This window comes from Corynebacterium sp. MSK019, assembly GCF_030232425.1.
Classification (GTDB): Bacteria; Actinomycetota; Actinomycetes; order Mycobacteriales; family Mycobacteriaceae; genus Corynebacterium; species Corynebacterium jeikeium_D.
In genome coordinates this window covers 65,505-81,698 of sequence record NZ_JASPJT010000011.1, presented here as the reverse complement: position 1 = coordinate 81,698, position 16,194 = coordinate 65,505, and the positions used below count along the sequence as shown (strand labels likewise).

The following is a 16,194-nucleotide window of genomic DNA, read 5'->3' as shown; positions in this document are numbered from 1 at the left end:
TTATATAAGCCCGTTTTATGCGGCCTGACCAGCAAATAGGCTGAAAATCAGACACACTTTTTGTCACTTAACCCGGATTTGCAGTGTATGCCGGGGGCTGCGGGGAGGCGGGGAACTGTCATGAATGCTGTCACGAAACTGGTGACGAATCCGTGGTGGCAGTGCGCTGATTAGTGTGGCAGTTCTTCGCTGAACGGTGCGGCGAGCGCTAGCAGTGTGACTTTTTGCGTGGGCCTGTAGTAGGCTGTCTTCACGGATCCCATGTGGCGTCCATCTCGTGAACTCCCCCAGGGCAGGAATGCAGCAAGGGTCAGCGAGCTCTGACGGGTGCGTGGGGTCCCCTTTTTTTATCCCCGGCGTTCTTCTGGCACTTATGGCTAGGTTTCGGGCACTTATCGGCGGTTTCCTGTGACCTATCGATGTTTTTTCGGCACTTATCCCCGCGATATTGGCCAGGCCATTTCACCTATCGATGAGCTATTCACTTATGGCCACGCTGCAGCGCATCGATAGGTGAATACCTTGGCCACAAGTGGTCGCGTTCGCTGGTCTGGAAGAATACTGTGCATGAGCGATGCAGACGACACGCGAGTACCACCACAGACAACACGAGAACCGCTAGAAACACCAGAACCACCCGAAACCCGAGAAACCCCAGCCCCAATGGGCGTGTGGGACTCCTTCCGGTTCGCAGTTTCTTCACCGAAGCGCCTGCGCACCGAGCTGCTGGCCGGTGCTGCGGTGTCGTTCGCGCTGATCCCCGAGGTCATTTCGTTTTCCATCTTGGCGGGCGTGGACCCGGCGGTGGGGCTGTTTAGCTCGGTGATTATGGCCATCGTGATTGCCTTTACGGGTGGTCGCCCGGCCATGATTACTGCTGCCGCTGGTTCGGTTGCGCTCGTCGTCGCGCCGTTGTCGCGGACGTACGGGATGGATTACCTCATTCCAACGGTGCTGCTCGCGGGTGTGTTGCAGATTGCTTTTGCGGCGCTGGGTATCGCTAAGCTGCAGCGTTTCATTCCGCGCGCGGTCATGATTGGCTTTGTCAACGCGCTGGGTATCCTCATTTTCACCGCACAGCTGGAGCATCTCATCGATGTGCCGTGGTTGGTGTATCCGCTGGTCGCTCTGGGCATTGCGATTATGGTGTTCCTGCCCCGCGTGTTCACCGCGATTCCGGCTCCGCTGGTGACTGTGCTCGTCGTCACGCTTGTTGCGGTGGTGGCGGATTGGCGCGTGCCGAACGTGAGCGATATGGGCGAGCTCCCGGAATCCCTCCCGCAGCTGCTGATCCCGAATGTGCCCCTGACCTGGGAGACTCTGCAGCTGATTGCGCCGTATTCGGTGGGCGTGGCGATTGTCGGCATCATGGAATCGCTGATGACGGCGAAGCTCGTGGACGACATCACCGACACGCATTCGGACAAGACCCGCGAGACGTGGGGGCTGGGTGTGGCGAACATCGCGGGCGGTTTCTTCGGCGGTATCGCTGGCTGCGCGATGATTGGTCAGACGATGGTGGGTGTGAAGGAATCGTCGGGACGCACTCGCTTGACGACGCTCTTTTCCGGTGTCTTCCTGCTCATTCTGGTCCTTCTGCTCAGTTCTGCAGTTGGAGTGATTCCGATGGCGGCGCTGGTTGCGGTGATGGTCGTGGTGTCGGTGGACACGGTCGATTGGCGCTCGATTTCCCCGCGGACGTTGCGCCTGATGCCGCGTTCGGAGACGGCGGTGATGCTGGTGACGGTCATCGCCACGCTGGCGACGGATAACCTCGCCATCGGGGTGATTTTGGGTGTGGTCGTGGCGTCGCTGATGTTCGCGCGCCGTGTCGCTCACCTGGTCAGGATTGAAGTGCTTGACGACGATCCCAGCGCCCACTCCCGGACGTACAAGGTGCGGGGTCAGTTGTTCTTCGCCTCCAGTAACGACCTGGTGTACCAATTCGACTACACCGATCCTGCGCAGCGGATTGTCATCGATATGTCGGAGGCTGAGATTTGGGATGCCTCCACGGTGGCGGCGTTAGATTCCGTGAGGGTCAAGTTTGCTGACCGGGGCAAAGAGGTAGAGATTATCGGCTTGGAGGGGCCGAGTAAGCAGCGTCTGGATGCGCTGTCGGGGAAGTTGTAGAAATCCCAATCCGGGGTATGCCTTACACTTGGTTGCAAAGCCGGATGCGGCGCGGGGAAAAAGTTTTCCGTGCCAGTTTTGTCAGGTCTTAACTTATGTCCGATACCTGGGAGGGTGCGTACACCATGGCCGTGGATTCCTTCGATGTTCAGCAGTTGGCGGCACACAAGGATGAGTTTGCGAAGGCATATGAGGAACTGAAGTCCCGTAATCTCGCACTGAATTTGACTCGTGGTAAGCCGTCGTCGGAGCAGCTTGATTTCGCAAACGCCCTGCTGGGTCTCCCAGCGCCGGATTACATTTCGGCTTCTGGGGAGGACGTCCGCAATTACGGCAACGCCAAAGGCATTACTGATATCCGCGCTATCTGGGCGGAACTGCTGGATCTGCCGGTGGAAAACGTCCTGGCGCAGGATGCTTCCAGCCTGAACATCCAGTTTGACCTGATTTCGTGGGCCATGCAGTTCGGCAATGTGGACTCGGAGCGCCCGTGGAACGAGGAGCCGGTGCTGAAGTGGCTGTGCCCGGTTCCGGGGTATGACCGGCACTTTTCCATTACGCAGCACTTCGGCATTGAGATGATCCAGGTGCCGTTGAACGAAGACGGTCCGGATATGGATGTCGTGGAGAAGCTGGTTGCCTCCGATCCGCAGATTAAGGGCATGTGGAATGTCCCGATGTTCTCCAACCCGACGGGCGTGACCTACAGCGCTGAGGTCTGCCGCCGTCTGGTTGAAATGGAGACTGCCGCTCCGGATTTCCGTCTGATGTGGGATAACGCCTACATGGTTCACACGCTGACGGATGAGTTCCCGGAGGTTCACAACGTCATTAAGTGGGCGGAAGAGGCCGGTAACCCGAACCGCGTGTGGGCTTTCGGCTCGACTTCGAAGATCACCTTCGCTGGTGCTGGCGTTGCTTTCTACGCTTCTTCGGACGCCAACTTGGAGGATTACCTCAAGCACGCTGGTATCCGCGGCATTGGCCCGAACAAGGTCAACCAGCTGGCTCATGCCAAGTTCTTCGGTGACGCGGAGGGCGTGCGTGAGCAGATGCGCCGTCATGCCGGTTCGCTGGCTCCGAAGTTTGAGAAGGTTCTGCAGATTCTGGATGAGCGCCTGACGGAGTACGGCGTGGCAGAGTGGTCGAAGCCGACCGGCGGTTACTTCATCAACCTCGACGTGGTTGATGGCACTGCTCGTCGCGTGGTGGAGCTGGCTAAGGAGGCCGGCATTGCGCTGACCGGTTCTGGTTCTTCCTTCCCGCTGAAGCAGGATCCGAATGATCGCAATATCCGCCTGGCACCGTCGCTGCCTCCGATGGAGGAGCTCGAGGTTGCTATGGATGGCGTCGCTACCTGTGTGCTGCTCGCCGCCGCTGAGAAGGCGACTGCGTAGGCCAAGTAAGCCAGGTAGGTCGGGATAGGACTATATGAACTTCGAAGAGACGAAGTTTTGGATCTCCGGGCTTTTCCCCGGAGAACCCCAGGTCGGCGAGTATGTGACGGAGCTGCCGGCCAGTGGTCGGCACGGGCAGGAACACGATTCGGCTCCGCTTCGGGTCGCTGAGTTCTCGCTTTACGACGGGCCGGACGGCCAAGCGAACGAGCGTCGTCCGGAAACGGCAGCCGCCACCGTGGAGTTGGGCCGCAACTACTGTGGCCTGACCGGCGCAGCAAAGACGGATATCCGCGTGGAGCTCTTCTCCGTCGCATACGCTGATTTTCCCGTGGCCACCATGGTCGCGGCCGCGGGAGCGCTGGTGGAGGAAGAGCCGGAGTTCCTGTCGCCAATTCCGGGCCGTGTCATTCCGAATGCGGTGCGGCTGGCGGCCGATCAGGTGGCCGAGGTAGGGGAGTCGTCGTCAAGCACTGCCTTTACCGTGGCGCACGTGCTGTGCACGGTGCCGTACGTGTGGAGCGACGGGGTGCCCAATGTGTCCGAGATGCCGGGCAAGATCAGCCTGCATGAGGGTGATGTGGAGTCCCCGCAGGGACGCATGACCACGATGACGCAACTGGTGCCAATTACGGATGCGGAGCTGGTGTTTTATGAGCAGCAGGGGCCGCAGGCGCTGATGCAGAAGTTGGCCGAAGTAGATGCTGACCTGCGGGATTGGTGCCGTGAGTCGGTTGTTTCCCAGGAGGGTTCGAACTAGCCGATCCGGGGTGGAAGGTAGGCTGAGCACGTGGCTCTGTATAGGAAGTATCGTCCGGCATCGTTCGCCGAAGTGGTGGGGCAGCGGCACGTAACTGACCCGCTGTCGGCGGCGTTGGAATCTCGGGATGCGCAGGGGCGTCCCAACCGCATTAACCATGCGTATTTGTTCTCCGGGCCGCGTGGCTGTGGCAAGACCTCGTCGGCGCGCATTATGGCGCGCAGTTTGAACTGTGCGGAGGGGCCGACGGCCACACCGTGTGGCCAGTGTGCGTCGTGTCGTGCGCTAGCGCCGGGCGGTCCGGGCAATTTGGACGTTATTGAGCTGGACGCGGCTTCCCACAACGGTGTGGAAGATATGCGTGAGCTGCGGGAAAAGGCTATCTTCCAGCCGGCGGAGTCGCGCTACCGCATCTTCATTATTGACGAGGCGCATATGATTACCGCCTCGGGTTTCAATGCGCTGTTGAAGATTGTGGAGGAGCCGCCGGAGCATCTCATCTTCATTTTTGCGACCACGGAGCCGGAGCGTGTGCTGCCAACGATTCGTTCGCGTACGCACCACTACCCGTTCCGGTTGTTGACTCCGCCGGATATGCGCGGGCTGCTTGAGCGTGTGGTCACGGCCGAGGGTGTGCGGGTAGAGCCGGACGTGTATCCGCTGGTCATCCAGGCCGGTGGCGGTTCGCCGCGTGACTCGCTGTCGGTTATGGATCAGCTCATTGCCGGTTCCGGCACCGATGGTGTGGATTATGAAACTTCTGCGGCCATTCTCGGTGTCACTGACAGCGTGATCATCACGGATGCGATTGAGGCGCTGGCGGCAGGCGATCGCGCGGCCATGTTTAGCGTGGTCGGGCGTGTGATTATGTCGGGCCAGGATCCGGCTCGGTTTGCCTCGGATCTGCTTGGCCGGGTGCGTGATTTGCTGGTGCTGTCCGCAGTGCCGAATGCGCTGGAGCAGGGCTTGGTGGAGATTCCGGAGAGCCAAATCGACGGTGTCCTGGAGCAGGCCGGGACAATTCCCCCGGCTACCCTGACGCGCTTCACGCAGGTGCTCTCTGACGGCCTGCGTCACTTCCGCGGCGTGACTTCGCCGCGCCTGCTTCTCGAGGTCCTGTGCGCGCGCATGCTCCTGCCCGCCACCGAAGACTCCGTGGAGTCGCTGCTGCAACGCGTAGAGGCGTTGGAGCACGGCAGGCCCGCGCTTGCCGACGGCTCGGGGGCCGCAACCCCCGCAGCGGCACCGGCGTCTTCCGCCGCGGGGTCGGGGTCGGGTGCGGCTGAGGCCGATGCTTCGCCGATGCAGTCTGGCCAGTCGGCTCGTGAGGCGTGGCGCCAGCGGAATGCCCAGCGTAAGAAGGGGGCGCAGGCCCAGGGCAGTCGTGCTGGGCAGGCGGCGCCCGCGCAGGCATCGTCGCAGCCTCAGTCCCAGCCGGAACCTGCTCAGCAGCAGTCTGCACCAGCGGCACCGGTGTCGCAGGAGTCGGTAACTGAGCCGCAGCCTGCACCAGAAACACCTACTGCGCCCGCTGAACAGCCTACGCAGGCTACGCCGGCCGAATCAGTTGAACAGTCTCAGCAGGCCGAACAACCGCAGCAGCCTGAACCGGCTGAGCAGCCGATGTCCGAGGAAGAAGCACAGGCGGAGAAGATTCGTGAGTTCCGTCGGAAGATGGCGGAGCATGCCCGCATCAGCGAGCAGCAGACTCGGGCGCAGCTTGCGCAGGAGCGTGAGCAGCAAACCCGCGAGCGTGAGGGGGAAGGCGGCTCGATGTCGATTGTCGAGGAGGAGCCAGTTGTCTCTGCCTCGCCAACCCACTCTGAGCAGCCAACTCAGGCCCCACAGCCAGCTCAATCAGCCGAGTCGACACGGCCAACTCAGGCCGCCCAGCCCGAGCAACCAGTCCAGCCTGAGCAGCCAACGCAGACTACTCAGGCACCAGAATCGCAGCCGGAACCGCAGGTTCAGCAAGCACCAGAGCAAGCACCGCAACCGGAACCAACACCACAGCCGGAGCCCGAACCTGCACCCGCCGGTATCGAGCAAATCCGCGAGCATTGGCAGGACATCCTTGCGGCTGTCGACGGACAGCATGCGTTCCCCATTCGCGTGTTGGCCGAGCAGGCGGTACCGCTCGATGTCGAAAAAGATACGCTCGTCATTGGACACAGCACAGGAGCGCTCGCTACCAGGCTCAATACGCCTGATTACGCTCAGGCACTATCCACTGCCGTGAAGCAGGTGACGGGCTTCAATGGCCAGGTGCACTGTGTCGTCGGTACGCGCCCGCGCGCACCGCGTTCAACAGCCACTGGTGGTGGTTCCGGGGAGGATGATTCGTCGTCAAGAGGTTCGTCCTCGCCGAACGACACCGCCCCTGCACCGACACCCGCAGCACCAGCGCAACCAGAGACATCTGAGCAGCAGGTACAGCAGGAACAGCAGACTCAGTCAGAGCCAGCACCGCGCCCGCAGCGGTCATCGACATACGCATCCGTTGTTGAGCGCCGTGCCAAAATCGAAGCCGCCAAGCGTGCTGCGATGGGACAGCAGGCAGGCCACGACCAGCCGGCTCAGCCACATCAGTCACGTCAGCCAAGCCAGCCAGCTCAACCGAACCCGAACCCGGCCCAGCAACAGCCGCAGCAGCCAAACCAGCCGCAGTCATTCCTGCGCGCGGCACAAGCAAACGCTCAAGCAAATGCTCAGGCCCAAGCCAATCAAGATTCGGGCTTCGGCGGCGTCCCACTGCCACCAGAGCCGATGGAGGAGTTCGCTCCACCAGAGGGAGCAGAGGGCGCAGAGAGCTACGGTTCGCGCAACCCGTCCAACTACAACTCCAACGCCAACACCAACTACAATCCGGTTCTCCAAACCCCGCAGGACAATAACTACGAAGAGGACACCTCCGAGTATTTCGAGGCCGCGAACGAGGTCGGGTCTCTCGATCACCGCTCGCTAAAGGACGTGGTCATGGAGATGCTGGAAAAGGAGCTGGGAGCCAAACCGCTGGAAGACCGCTAGAGCCGTTAGAATGGGGCGGCGATGCGCGTCGTAAAGCATGGGCGATGAGCCTTAGAAGCGTGCGCGTAACTACAAATCAGCACGTAAAGATCACAATAGTTAGGAACATTAATTATGACTCAGCCAGATATGAACGCAATTCTGCAGCAGGCACAGCAGATGCAGGCGCAGCTGCAGGCAGCACAGCAGGAGATCGTCGCTTCCACCATCGTCGGTGAGGCCGGCGGCGGTCTGGTCAAGGTGACTATGCAGGGCTCGGGCGAGGTCACGGACATCGCCATTGATCCGAAGGTCGTTGACCCGGAGGACGTCGACGGGCTGCAGGACCTGGTTCTCGCTGCTTTCCAGGACGCTACCGCTAAGGTGCAGTCGCTGGCGGAGCAGAAGATGGGCCCGCTGTCCCAGGGCTTCGACGGTCTCGGTGGCCTCGGTTTCTAAATTAGCTTTTCAGACCAGTATTTGTAGGTAATTATCATTGTTCGAAGGACCACTCCAAGATCTCATTGATGAGTTCTCGCGCCTGCCGGGCATCGGCCCGAAGTCAGCTCAGCGTATCGCTTTCTACCTGATGAAGGCGGAGCCGGAGGACATCGGCCGGCTCCAATCCGCGCTGGGTCGGGTGCGCGAGGGTGTGCAATTCTGCCGGGTCTGCGGCAATATTTCGGAAACTGATGTGTGCCAGTACTGCTCGGACACACGCCGCGACCGCGGTTTGGTGTGCGTCGTTGAAGAGGCGCGCGATATCCAGGCCATCGAGCGCACGGGGGAGTACAACGGTCGCTACCACGTGCTCGGCGGGGCGCTCGATCCGCTCGGCGGCATCGGTCCGAACGAGCTCAATATCCGCACGCTGCTGCAACGCATCGCAGGCGTGCTTGACGACGTCGACGAGACCCAACCCCCAGAAATCCACGAGGTCATCATCGCGACTGACCCCAACACCGAGGGCGAAGCAACCGCGACCTATTTGGCCCGGCTGCTGCGGGACTTCCCGGATCTCGAGGTCACTCGGTTGGCCTCCGGCATGCCGCTCGGTGGTGACTTGGAGTTCGTCGATGAACTCACCCTGTCCCGCGCGCTGACGGGCCGGCTGAAGGTCTAGGCTCGCCAACCGGCCGCGCGCGAAACTACAAAACTAGCGCTCGCTCTTCGGACGCGGCTTGGACAGGATGCGTTCTTCGCGCAGCTTATCCACAACCTCGAGTTCTAGCGGAGCCAGGCTCGACAGGTCCTGGTTGGTAGCGCGGGCCAGCAAAAGATCAGCCAGCTGCGGATTGCGAGCCAACACAGGTCCGTGCAGGTAGGTACAGATAATCGAACCCTGCACCGCGCCTTCGGCGCCACCGGTCGGTGTGAGTGCAGAAACATCCACTCCCGGAGCAATCCCGGAGTCCGCCTGCTCCACTTCCGGGCCGGTATTGCCCACGCCACGGACAACCCGACCAAGCGGCTTCGCATCGGCACCCAGGGTCGTGCGACCCATGTGGTTTTCGAAGCCAGTCAGTGGGCTGGCGTCGACGTCGTCAAGCAAACCGTTCGTGGGATCGACGAGCGTGCAGATTTCGCCGATCGCGCGCGACTCCAGCGAATCGGTGGTGCAATCGACAAGGCCGAGACCTGCGACGTCGCGTCCGCCCGCGCGGAAGGAATTGCCGAAGATCTGGAAGCCCGCGCAAATCGCGAGGACCTGCTTCCCGGCCTCGGCTGCCTTTTTGATGCCGCCGTCATTGATCAGATGCTCCACCGCGATGGTTTGTGCGACGTCCTCGCCGCCGCCGACGGTGTAGATATCCAGGTCGGTGGGGACGGCATCGCCCAGCTTGATCGGGACAATCTCGGCGTCAATCCCACGCATCCGCGCGCGTTGCCGCAGCACCAGCGCATTTCCGTCATCGCCGTAGGTGCCCAGCACGTCCGGGAGGATCAGGCCGATAGACAGCTCGCTCATTTACTTTTCCTCCTGTGCTCGTTCGATGTCGCGCTTCAAATCGCGGAAGGCGGTGTAGTTCGCCAGCACCTCAACTCGGGTAACGCTTGACGACGACCCCCGCGCCTCACACGACCGGATCGCCTGCAGCGGATTTGCGACCAACCTCGCATCAATGCCCGCATACAGCAACCGCACCGCGAGGTCAGTTCCGCGTTCGCCCGCGGATAACACATCCATGCCGTCGAAGTCTTCGAAGCGGACATCCCATAGCCAGGACAGGTCCTCGCCGTCGGCGACGTGACCGTTGACCGCGATGACCACTGCATCCGCAGTGCGATCGACCATGGACAGCGCCTCTTGCCAGCCGGCTGGGTTCTTGGCCAGCAGCATGCGCACGTGCTTCTCGGCGCCTTTGTCATCTCTCACAACCATGGTGGAGTAGCGGCCCGCAACGTTGTCGACGGTCTCGGTGGCCCGGAGGGATTTCTCCAGGTCCGCGCCCATATCGACAGCGCCCGCAATCGCCAAGGTGGCGTTGCCGCGATTGGCGTTGCCCGGCAGCGTGAGGTTCATTGGCAGGGTGTCGCCAGCAGGCGTGATGACTCCCTCCGCAGTGATGCGGTAGTCCGGCTCTGGCCGCTTGAACTCCGAGCCGTCCGGGAGTGGCTTCACGGCGTACCAGTTGTGGCCGTCCTGGATGATGGGGCCGCCGGTGCGCGGGGAAGAGGTGGCATCGTTGGTCCAGCCACCGCCCGCGGAGACCCAAATAACCTTCTTGGCATCCCACGCAGCCGACGCGATGAGTGGGTCGTCGCAGTTGGCGATGACCGTCGCCTGCGGGTTAGCGTCCACCGCAGCGCGGAGTGTGGCCTCAATCTTGTTGATCTCGCCGACGCGGTCGAGCTGGTCGCGGGAAAGGTTCAGCAGCACCAGGACCTGCGGTTTCAGGTCCTCTGCGATGTGCGGGACGTGCAGCTCATCGACCTCCAGGACCAGGCTGTCCGCATCGGGAGTGGCGAGCAGCGCGGAGATAATACCCGCGTCCATGTTGTCGCCGCCCTCGTTGGTGGCCACGTTGTGGCCAGCGGCGCGCATGGCGGCCGCGAACATACGGGTGGTGGTGGACTTGCCGTTGGTGCCAGTGATGATCGCGGCCGGGCGTCCCTTGCCGAGGGAAGCCAGAATGCGCGGGTCAATCTTCTGCGCAATCAGGCCACCAATCATGCCACCCGCGCCGCGACCGGACTTCCGGGAGGCCCAGGTGGCGGCGTGAGCGGCGGATGTGGCGAGGCCGGCGCGCAGGCGGGCGCCGGTGCCGCGCAGGCCACGAGAACTATTCGAGTCGCGGGAGCCACTCGAAGCAGTACCGTGCGGGCTGGCATCCGCGCTATCAGCGGAATGCGATTGCGGAGAGGTGCCATTTGTCATGTGTGTAAATATTACGCGCACGAAAGGGCTAGGCCTAAGAAGCAGGCCTGTGAGGCCTGATGGGATTTGTGGGAGGTCTCCCTGCGGAGCCTTGAAATCTGAACTTTGAGGTGATTGCGATCATGTTGATCTTCGGGGATTAGGCGGTCATGCGGCGGAAGAGAGGAAGGAGATTACCGAGGTGAGAAAGCGTATTTGAGGAATCGAATTCAAGCACTGAATCAAAGAATTATTGTTTTGATTCATGTGTTGCCCTATACTGTCCACTAGCAGATAAGGGGGAAGAGGTATGGCTAATACAGAAAGCAACTTCTTCGGCGCGCGCTTGCATCAGTTGCGCACAAATCGTGGCATGACCACACGTGATTTGGCTGACGCCACCGATGGTGTGGTGTCGCAATCTGCAGTCAGTCGCCTGGAAAATGGCAAGGCGACTTACTCACTTGAGCAGGTTATGGCGCTTGCGTGGGCTCTTGGCGTGCCGTTGGATGAACTTGTGGAGGAAAACCCGGTCAGCCAGCGTGTGCAGGCCGTGGCCCGCACTTCACAGGATGGCGCGAGTGTTAAGGGAGCGCGGGAGATGCTTTTGCCTTACCTGCAGCTTCGAGTGCTGCTAACTCAAAATTAAGGAGGGTTCCCCATGTGCAGTGCGAGCAAGGAGGGGCTCGACCTTGCTATAGAGTTCCGCAAGAAGCACACCCTAGGAAATGATCCAATCGCCGACATCGCTGGCTTTATGCAGTTGGTTAATGCAGATTTTATGATTCTGGATTTACCAGCCAATGTTGATGCACTTGCTTTGCGTGACCCCGTGACGGGAGCGACAGTCATTGGAATTGCGAAGTCATCCGTTCCTTACCGTCAGCGGTTTACCGTTGCGCATGAAATTGGGCATTTTGTTTCCAATGATTTCGAGTCCTCGAAAATCGTTGCAGATGATGAGCACTCTGAGCCTGGAATATACGCCTGTGGCAAGCGTGATTATCAGGAAGTTCGTGCTGATGCCTTCGCTCGTAATGTGCTCTGCCCAACTGATGGGTTGAAAACAGACCAGAACCTCGGCGAGCTTATCGGTGGAGGTGACGTCCTTGCTGCGTTGTCCCATGTCGTTCGCAAGTATCAAATTTCGCCGCGAGTCGCACTTATTCAGATGAGGCGCGCAGACCTCATTAGCGAAGGGCAATCGGAAGAACTGAAAGGTGTATCAGCTCCCACGCTGGCTGCCCGGTATGGCTGGAAAGCTGACTATGACCGCGCGGTAAAGGTCTCCGAACTAGTGCAACCATCAGCGCGGTTGGTGAAAGACGTATATCGCGCTTACGAACAGGGGATAGTCGACCTTCCCAGCATTGCTTTTGCTGAAATGAGCAGTGTCGATGAGGTGAAGGAGCTGATAAGTGCATCGCAGTCACAGTTACCGCCATTGAGGCATGATGCGAATGTGCAGAATCAGGATGCGGCTGACACGGAAGCAGATCCCTTCGCGGAACTAGACGCTTTCTTCGGCGATGGTCCCGATAGTTTAGAAAGCGCCCAATAAACGATGGCTGGTTACCTCCTAATAGCTGATACAAGCGTACTTCTTAATTTCGTATGTTCGAAGAATCACCAGTATTTGCTCGACTTCGCAGGCAAGATGACCATCAGCATTCCAGGAGCAGTCAAAAATGAAGTCGAACGCAAATTGGATAAACGGCGCTTCAACTGCGGAAAGAGACACTGGGATTGGTTTCTGGGGCACCCGAATGTCGAAGTTCTCGACGATGACCACAAAAAACTTTATCCCTATGTTCGCCTCTATTCTGGTCCTGGCTATACCTTTCAAGGGGGCAAAGCTAAACACCTGGGAGAGTACATCGCTATCGCCCATTGTCTTTATGCGAAAGATCAGGGTAAGGGCGTAGCCACTGCGCTCATCATGGATGATGGTGATGCCTGTGAGCTAGCGCGGAAGCAAGAAGCTGGATACATTTTCAATACCGAGCACGTGCTACTGCAATGCGTGAAGTCGGGCTCTATTGGGTCGCGCGGGCAAGCCAAGGAAATTTGGGAAGACCTCCAGAAATTTGATGTCCTAGTCAATTTTGAGCACACCAAACTTAATGGCAAGAGTCTGTATAAAAAGGCCGCCGAAAAATGATGAACCCTGACATCACTTTCTACTACGACCGCGATTGTGGGTTCTGCGAGGCAAGCGTGACCCTTCTGGCCAAACTCAGTGGTGTCCGCATGATTGGTGCTAGTCCCGAAGACCAGTCCTTGCCAGAGGAAGTTCGTCAACACATCTCAGCTGAGGCGGTCGCCATGCTTCCAACCCCGGCGGTCGCCACAATCCCAGCCGAAGCAGCAGTCGGTGAACCTGGTGCTAAGAGCGGCCGAGAATTTCGGTACGGCCACGAGGCGATAGGTATCGCCTTGCGTGAGGGCGGCACCAAGGCACTATTCCGATGTGCGGGCACATTCCTGCTCTTCCCGCCACTGACAAAACTGTGGAGCTTTATCTATAAGGTTGTCGCTTCCAACCGTCACAGAATCAGCGCGGTCCTGGGGCTTAACGCCTGCAAACTAGACTCCACAAGATGACTATCCGGCAGGCCCGTTGCCCCAGTGCCACTGCAATTACCCAATGAGCAGCCACCGAGTCAGCCGTTAGCCTCGTCCTTCACAGCGGCCGGCGACATCTCTCCGACCAGTCGCAAGAATGCCTCATCGGAAACGATCGGAATGTCCTTCCGGTGGGCATGCATGGCCTTGCCCGTCAGTTGATCCGGTGTCACATCCGCAGGTCGGTTACACACCAGCACCGATGACTCTCGCGTGACCTTCTCCGAGTACGCCAGCCCAGCCCGCACGCCCGCCGCAATCAGCTCATCCGGGTCCAGCGACACCTCTGGCGCCACGACGAACTCCATGCCCGTCGCGAGCTTCCGCCCCGGCGTATAACGGCCGGGGTTCTCCACGGGGCGCGGCGCTTCCATCGCGTCGACACGCACTACCGAGCGCTGCAGGCCCACAATGTCCTCGCGCAGCTGGTCGGGCGTGTACATGTTCAGGGTTGTACCCTCGTCGAGCCCGCCCTGTGCGCGGAAGAGCGCAAGCGTGGTGGTGACGTCATCCAACGTCCGCACCCGCTCCGGCACCGAGATGCCGGCAATCGATGCCTCGGGTGAAGGCACATCGAGGCCGTAGGCGCGCGCGACGGCGCGCAGGCGAGCGTCGTCAAGCCGTTTGCCCTGGCGGCGCGCCGTTTCCAACGTATCGGCAATCCGTGCGGGCGCCGGAATTCTCGCGACGCGAGTGCGCGTACGACGACGCCCCCGCTTATTCCGCGCGGATCGCTCACGATTCGCTTGACGACGGGCCCTCTTGGCCTCGGCAACTATAAAACCCCAGACCAGCGGTGCATTATGAGCAACCAGCGTGCGCCCATCGAGCGCGTGCGCGAGCTTGGCCTGGATCACCCCGAACTTCGGGGCTCCCTCGAAGTCCGCGGGCTCGAGGCCGTGAAGGTGCGTCGGGCCGGGATCTTCTGTGGGATCGATGACGACATGCCAGGTGTCCACGATGTTGCCGCTGCCGTCGGCGGTAGACACTCCCAGGCTGACCAGCCGAGACGTCTTGGGATGGATGCCCGTGGCCTGGATAGACACGATTGCGTAAGGAGCTTCCTCAGCCGACGAGAACTGTTTGTGCTCGTCAGCAGCCTTTGTCGCAGCGGTCTCGGCTGTGGCCGGTGTGGTTGTGGCCGTTGTGGGTGTGCCAGCGGTACTCGCGCCGGTTGCGATTGCGCCGGTAGTAGCCGCGTCGGTGGTGGCTGCGTCGGTGGTGGTTGAGGCCGGCGTAGCTGCGTTGGTCGTGGCTGCGTCCGTTGTGGTGGAAGCCGGTGCTGTTGGTGGTGTTTTCGCGCCCGCTGCCGACGCGCGTTGAGAACGGCGACGATTCCGCCGCCGCCTCTTCGTCTGAGAAGAGGTCCCAGTCGCTTTGCGCTCCTCGCGCGCCGATTCAGTCATGCCTCAAGACTAGCGGGTGCGCTCACCCGCGGAGAAAGTGACTAGGTTTATGACACTTTGAGCACAAAATTTGCCACGAAAGTGTCATAAACCTAGTCAGTAACTTGGGCACTAGCTCGGCCTCAAGCTCAGAAGGACCGTGGGGCACGGTCACACGGGTCCCGTAAACCACGCAAACTACAAAAACCACGCAAGGCCCAAAAGTTTTCCCCCGACTGGGTGCTCAGCCGAAAAGGAATGGAACCGCGAGGGCAATTTCCGCGCCTTATTAAATAGGGGCCACAAAACAGTGCCACAAGCCAAGGCAACGAAATAGAGCCACAAAACAGCGCCACAAAAATAGGGACGAAATAACTACCACGGGGCAACAGCCACAGGACAACAACCACGGGGCGGGGGAAGTGAGCAACAAGAAACGCAAGCAACTGGTGTCGGACCAGTTTGGAATCATTAGGCCGAATGACCAGCCGGGGAATGGATATCGCGAGGTCGCAAAGCAAGCGCGGGCCGGTTATCTGGAGCGGCTTTGCCGAGGTCACTATGTAGTCGCGCACGCCTGGGAAGGGCTCCACCGCGAGAAACGCCTGGCTATTACTGCTTTGGCGGTGGTCTCCGAGACGTCGTCAGGCGTTATTTCGGGAGCTGCAGCGCTGGCTTTGCACGGTTCGTGGGTGCTGGTGCGCGATGCGAAGATTGTGGTCGTGGGCGGGAGTCAGCAGTTCCACGGCATCGACTATTGCATGCGCCTGCGCTCGGAGATTCATCTGGACCACACGCAGGGGCTCGCGGACCGGCGGGTCGCGGTGCTCGCGCGTGCGGCCTTCGATGAGTGCCGCGTCCGGTTCAGGCAGAAGGGGCCGGAGTCCGTGTCGTGGCGGGCGGCGGTGTTGGCTGTCGAAGGTGCGCTGCGGCATGGCACCACGCGCGATCAGCTTGAGGAGATTCCAGCGCATTATCCCAGCTTGCGGGGCCAAGAGCTGTTTCACCGTGCGCTCGCGGTCTGTCATGGTCGCTGCGAAACGCCCGGTGAGGCGCTGACTAAAGCCGCTCTTCTCGAACTCGGCCTGAAATTCCACGAGCAAGCCGAAATTTGGTCGCGCGGCACCAGCCACGATCCGCCGCACTTTCTCGCCCGCGTGGATTTTTATATCCCCGACCTGCTGCTTGTCGTGGAGTTCGATGGCCACATCAAGTATTCGGCTAGCGAGGTCGCGCCGACGCCCGCGGCTCAGTCCGAGCTGCTCACGCGGGAGACTTACCGCGAGCGTTCGCTGCGCGCGACGGGGCTGGATGTCGCGCGGGTGGTGTGGAAAGAGGTGGAATTGCACGCAGTTCGCTTATCGACGCTCCGTTCAATCCTCATCGAGCGCGAACGCGTGGTAGCCGCAGGTGGGGTGACTTTCCGTGCGGATGTGCGCAATGCCGGCCCGTTGATTGGGTAGTTGGGTAATTGGGTAGCGGGGCCGAGGGACCGCTGGATAGTTTGCCCCAAAAAGAAAGTGACTAGGT

Annotated in this window: 14 protein-coding genes and 1 other RNA gene; 12 read left to right on the top strand and 3 right to left on the bottom strand. The window is 60.4% G+C overall.

The window, feature by feature from the left end:
• The first annotated feature begins 251 nt into the window (after positions 1–251).
• The 7 genes from ffs to recR all read left to right on the top strand — a co-directional run bounded on the left by ffs (position 252) and on the right by recR (position 8,419).
• Positions 252–346, top strand: an RNA gene (gene ffs, locus QP982_RS08970) — signal recognition particle sRNA small type.
• Between the two features lie 317 nt (positions 347–663).
• The gene (locus QP982_RS08965) at positions 664–2,133 is read left to right on the top strand and encodes a SulP family inorganic anion transporter (RefSeq protein ID WP_070642832.1); all 1,470 of its coding nucleotides are present in this window, start codon (positions 664–666) and stop codon (positions 2,131–2,133) included.
• A 125-nt stretch (positions 2,134–2,258) separates the two neighbouring features.
• Positions 2,259–3,530 carry an aspartate aminotransferase type Ic gene (locus QP982_RS08960; protein WP_172620247.1) on the top strand — a complete coding sequence of 424 codons (1,272 nt, stop codon included), beginning with the start codon at positions 2,259–2,261 and terminating at the stop codon, positions 3,528–3,530.
• Positions 3,531–3,564: 34 nt separating this feature from the next.
• Positions 3,565–4,290 carry a suppressor of fused domain protein gene (locus QP982_RS08955; protein ID WP_016421871.1) on the top strand — a complete coding sequence of 242 codons (726 nt, stop codon included), beginning with the start codon at positions 3,565–3,567 and terminating at the stop codon, positions 4,288–4,290.
• A gap of 30 nt (positions 4,291–4,320) precedes the next feature.
• Positions 4,321–7,317, top strand: a complete 2,997-nt coding sequence (locus QP982_RS08950; RefSeq protein WP_284870442.1) for a DNA polymerase III subunit gamma and tau — start codon at positions 4,321–4,323, stop codon at positions 7,315–7,317.
• Positions 7,318–7,431: 114 nt separating this feature from the next.
• Positions 7,432–7,755, top strand: coding sequence for a YbaB/EbfC family nucleoid-associated protein (locus QP982_RS08945; RefSeq protein WP_005511884.1), 324 nt, complete (start codon positions 7,432–7,434; stop codon positions 7,753–7,755).
• Positions 7,756–7,792: 37 nt separating this feature from the next.
• On the top strand, positions 7,793–8,419 hold the full coding sequence (recR, locus tag QP982_RS08940) for a recombination mediator RecR (protein WP_005511888.1): 627 nt from the start codon (positions 7,793–7,795) through the stop codon (positions 8,417–8,419).
• A 33-nt stretch (positions 8,420–8,452) separates the two neighbouring features.
• On the opposite strand, the gene QP982_RS08935 is transcribed toward recR, so the two are convergent.
• A complete protein-coding gene (locus QP982_RS08935; protein WP_284870441.1) occupies positions 8,453–9,265 on the bottom strand; it encodes a type 1 glutamine amidotransferase in 813 nt (270 codons plus the stop codon).
• Positions 9,266–10,675: a MurT ligase domain-containing protein gene (locus QP982_RS08930; RefSeq protein WP_224783813.1), complete on the bottom strand. Its 1,410-nt coding sequence runs from the start codon at positions 10,673–10,675 to the stop codon at positions 9,266–9,268.
• A 289-nt stretch (positions 10,676–10,964) separates the two neighbouring features.
• Here QP982_RS08930 and QP982_RS08925 point away from each other — a divergent pair, with 289 nt between their 5' ends.
• The 4 genes from QP982_RS08925 (at position 10,965) to QP982_RS08910 (ending at position 13,258) form a co-directional block, all read left to right on the top strand.
• Positions 10,965–11,303: a helix-turn-helix domain-containing protein gene (locus QP982_RS08925; RefSeq protein WP_049190157.1), complete on the top strand. Its 339-nt coding sequence runs from the start codon at positions 10,965–10,967 to the stop codon at positions 11,301–11,303.
• Between the two features lie 12 nt (positions 11,304–11,315).
• Complete coding sequence (locus QP982_RS08920) at positions 11,316–12,215, top strand: ImmA/IrrE family metallo-endopeptidase (protein WP_049193463.1); 900 nt, start codon at positions 11,316–11,318, stop codon at positions 12,213–12,215.
• 96 nt (positions 12,216–12,311) lie between these two features.
• On the top strand, positions 12,312–12,815 hold the full coding sequence (locus tag QP982_RS08915) for a PIN domain-containing protein (RefSeq protein WP_141746274.1): 504 nt from the start codon (positions 12,312–12,314) through the stop codon (positions 12,813–12,815).
• Positions 12,812–13,258, top strand: a complete 447-nt coding sequence (locus QP982_RS08910; protein ID WP_049190150.1) for a thiol-disulfide oxidoreductase DCC family protein — start codon at positions 12,812–12,814, stop codon at positions 13,256–13,258. The genes QP982_RS08915 and QP982_RS08910 overlap by 4 nt, the downstream gene beginning before the upstream one ends.
• A gap of 59 nt (positions 13,259–13,317) precedes the next feature.
• Here QP982_RS08910 and QP982_RS08905 read toward each other — a convergent pair whose 3' ends face one another.
• Positions 13,318–14,685, bottom strand: a complete 1,368-nt coding sequence (locus QP982_RS08905; protein ID WP_284870440.1) for an exonuclease domain-containing protein — start codon at positions 14,683–14,685, stop codon at positions 13,318–13,320.
• A gap of 401 nt (positions 14,686–15,086) precedes the next feature.
• Between QP982_RS08905 and QP982_RS08900 the strand changes: the two genes are divergently transcribed.
• Entirely contained in the window at positions 15,087–16,127 is a 1,041-nt protein-coding gene (locus QP982_RS08900) for a hypothetical protein (protein WP_284870439.1), read from the top strand.
• The last annotated feature ends 67 nt before the right edge of the window (positions 16,128–16,194 follow it).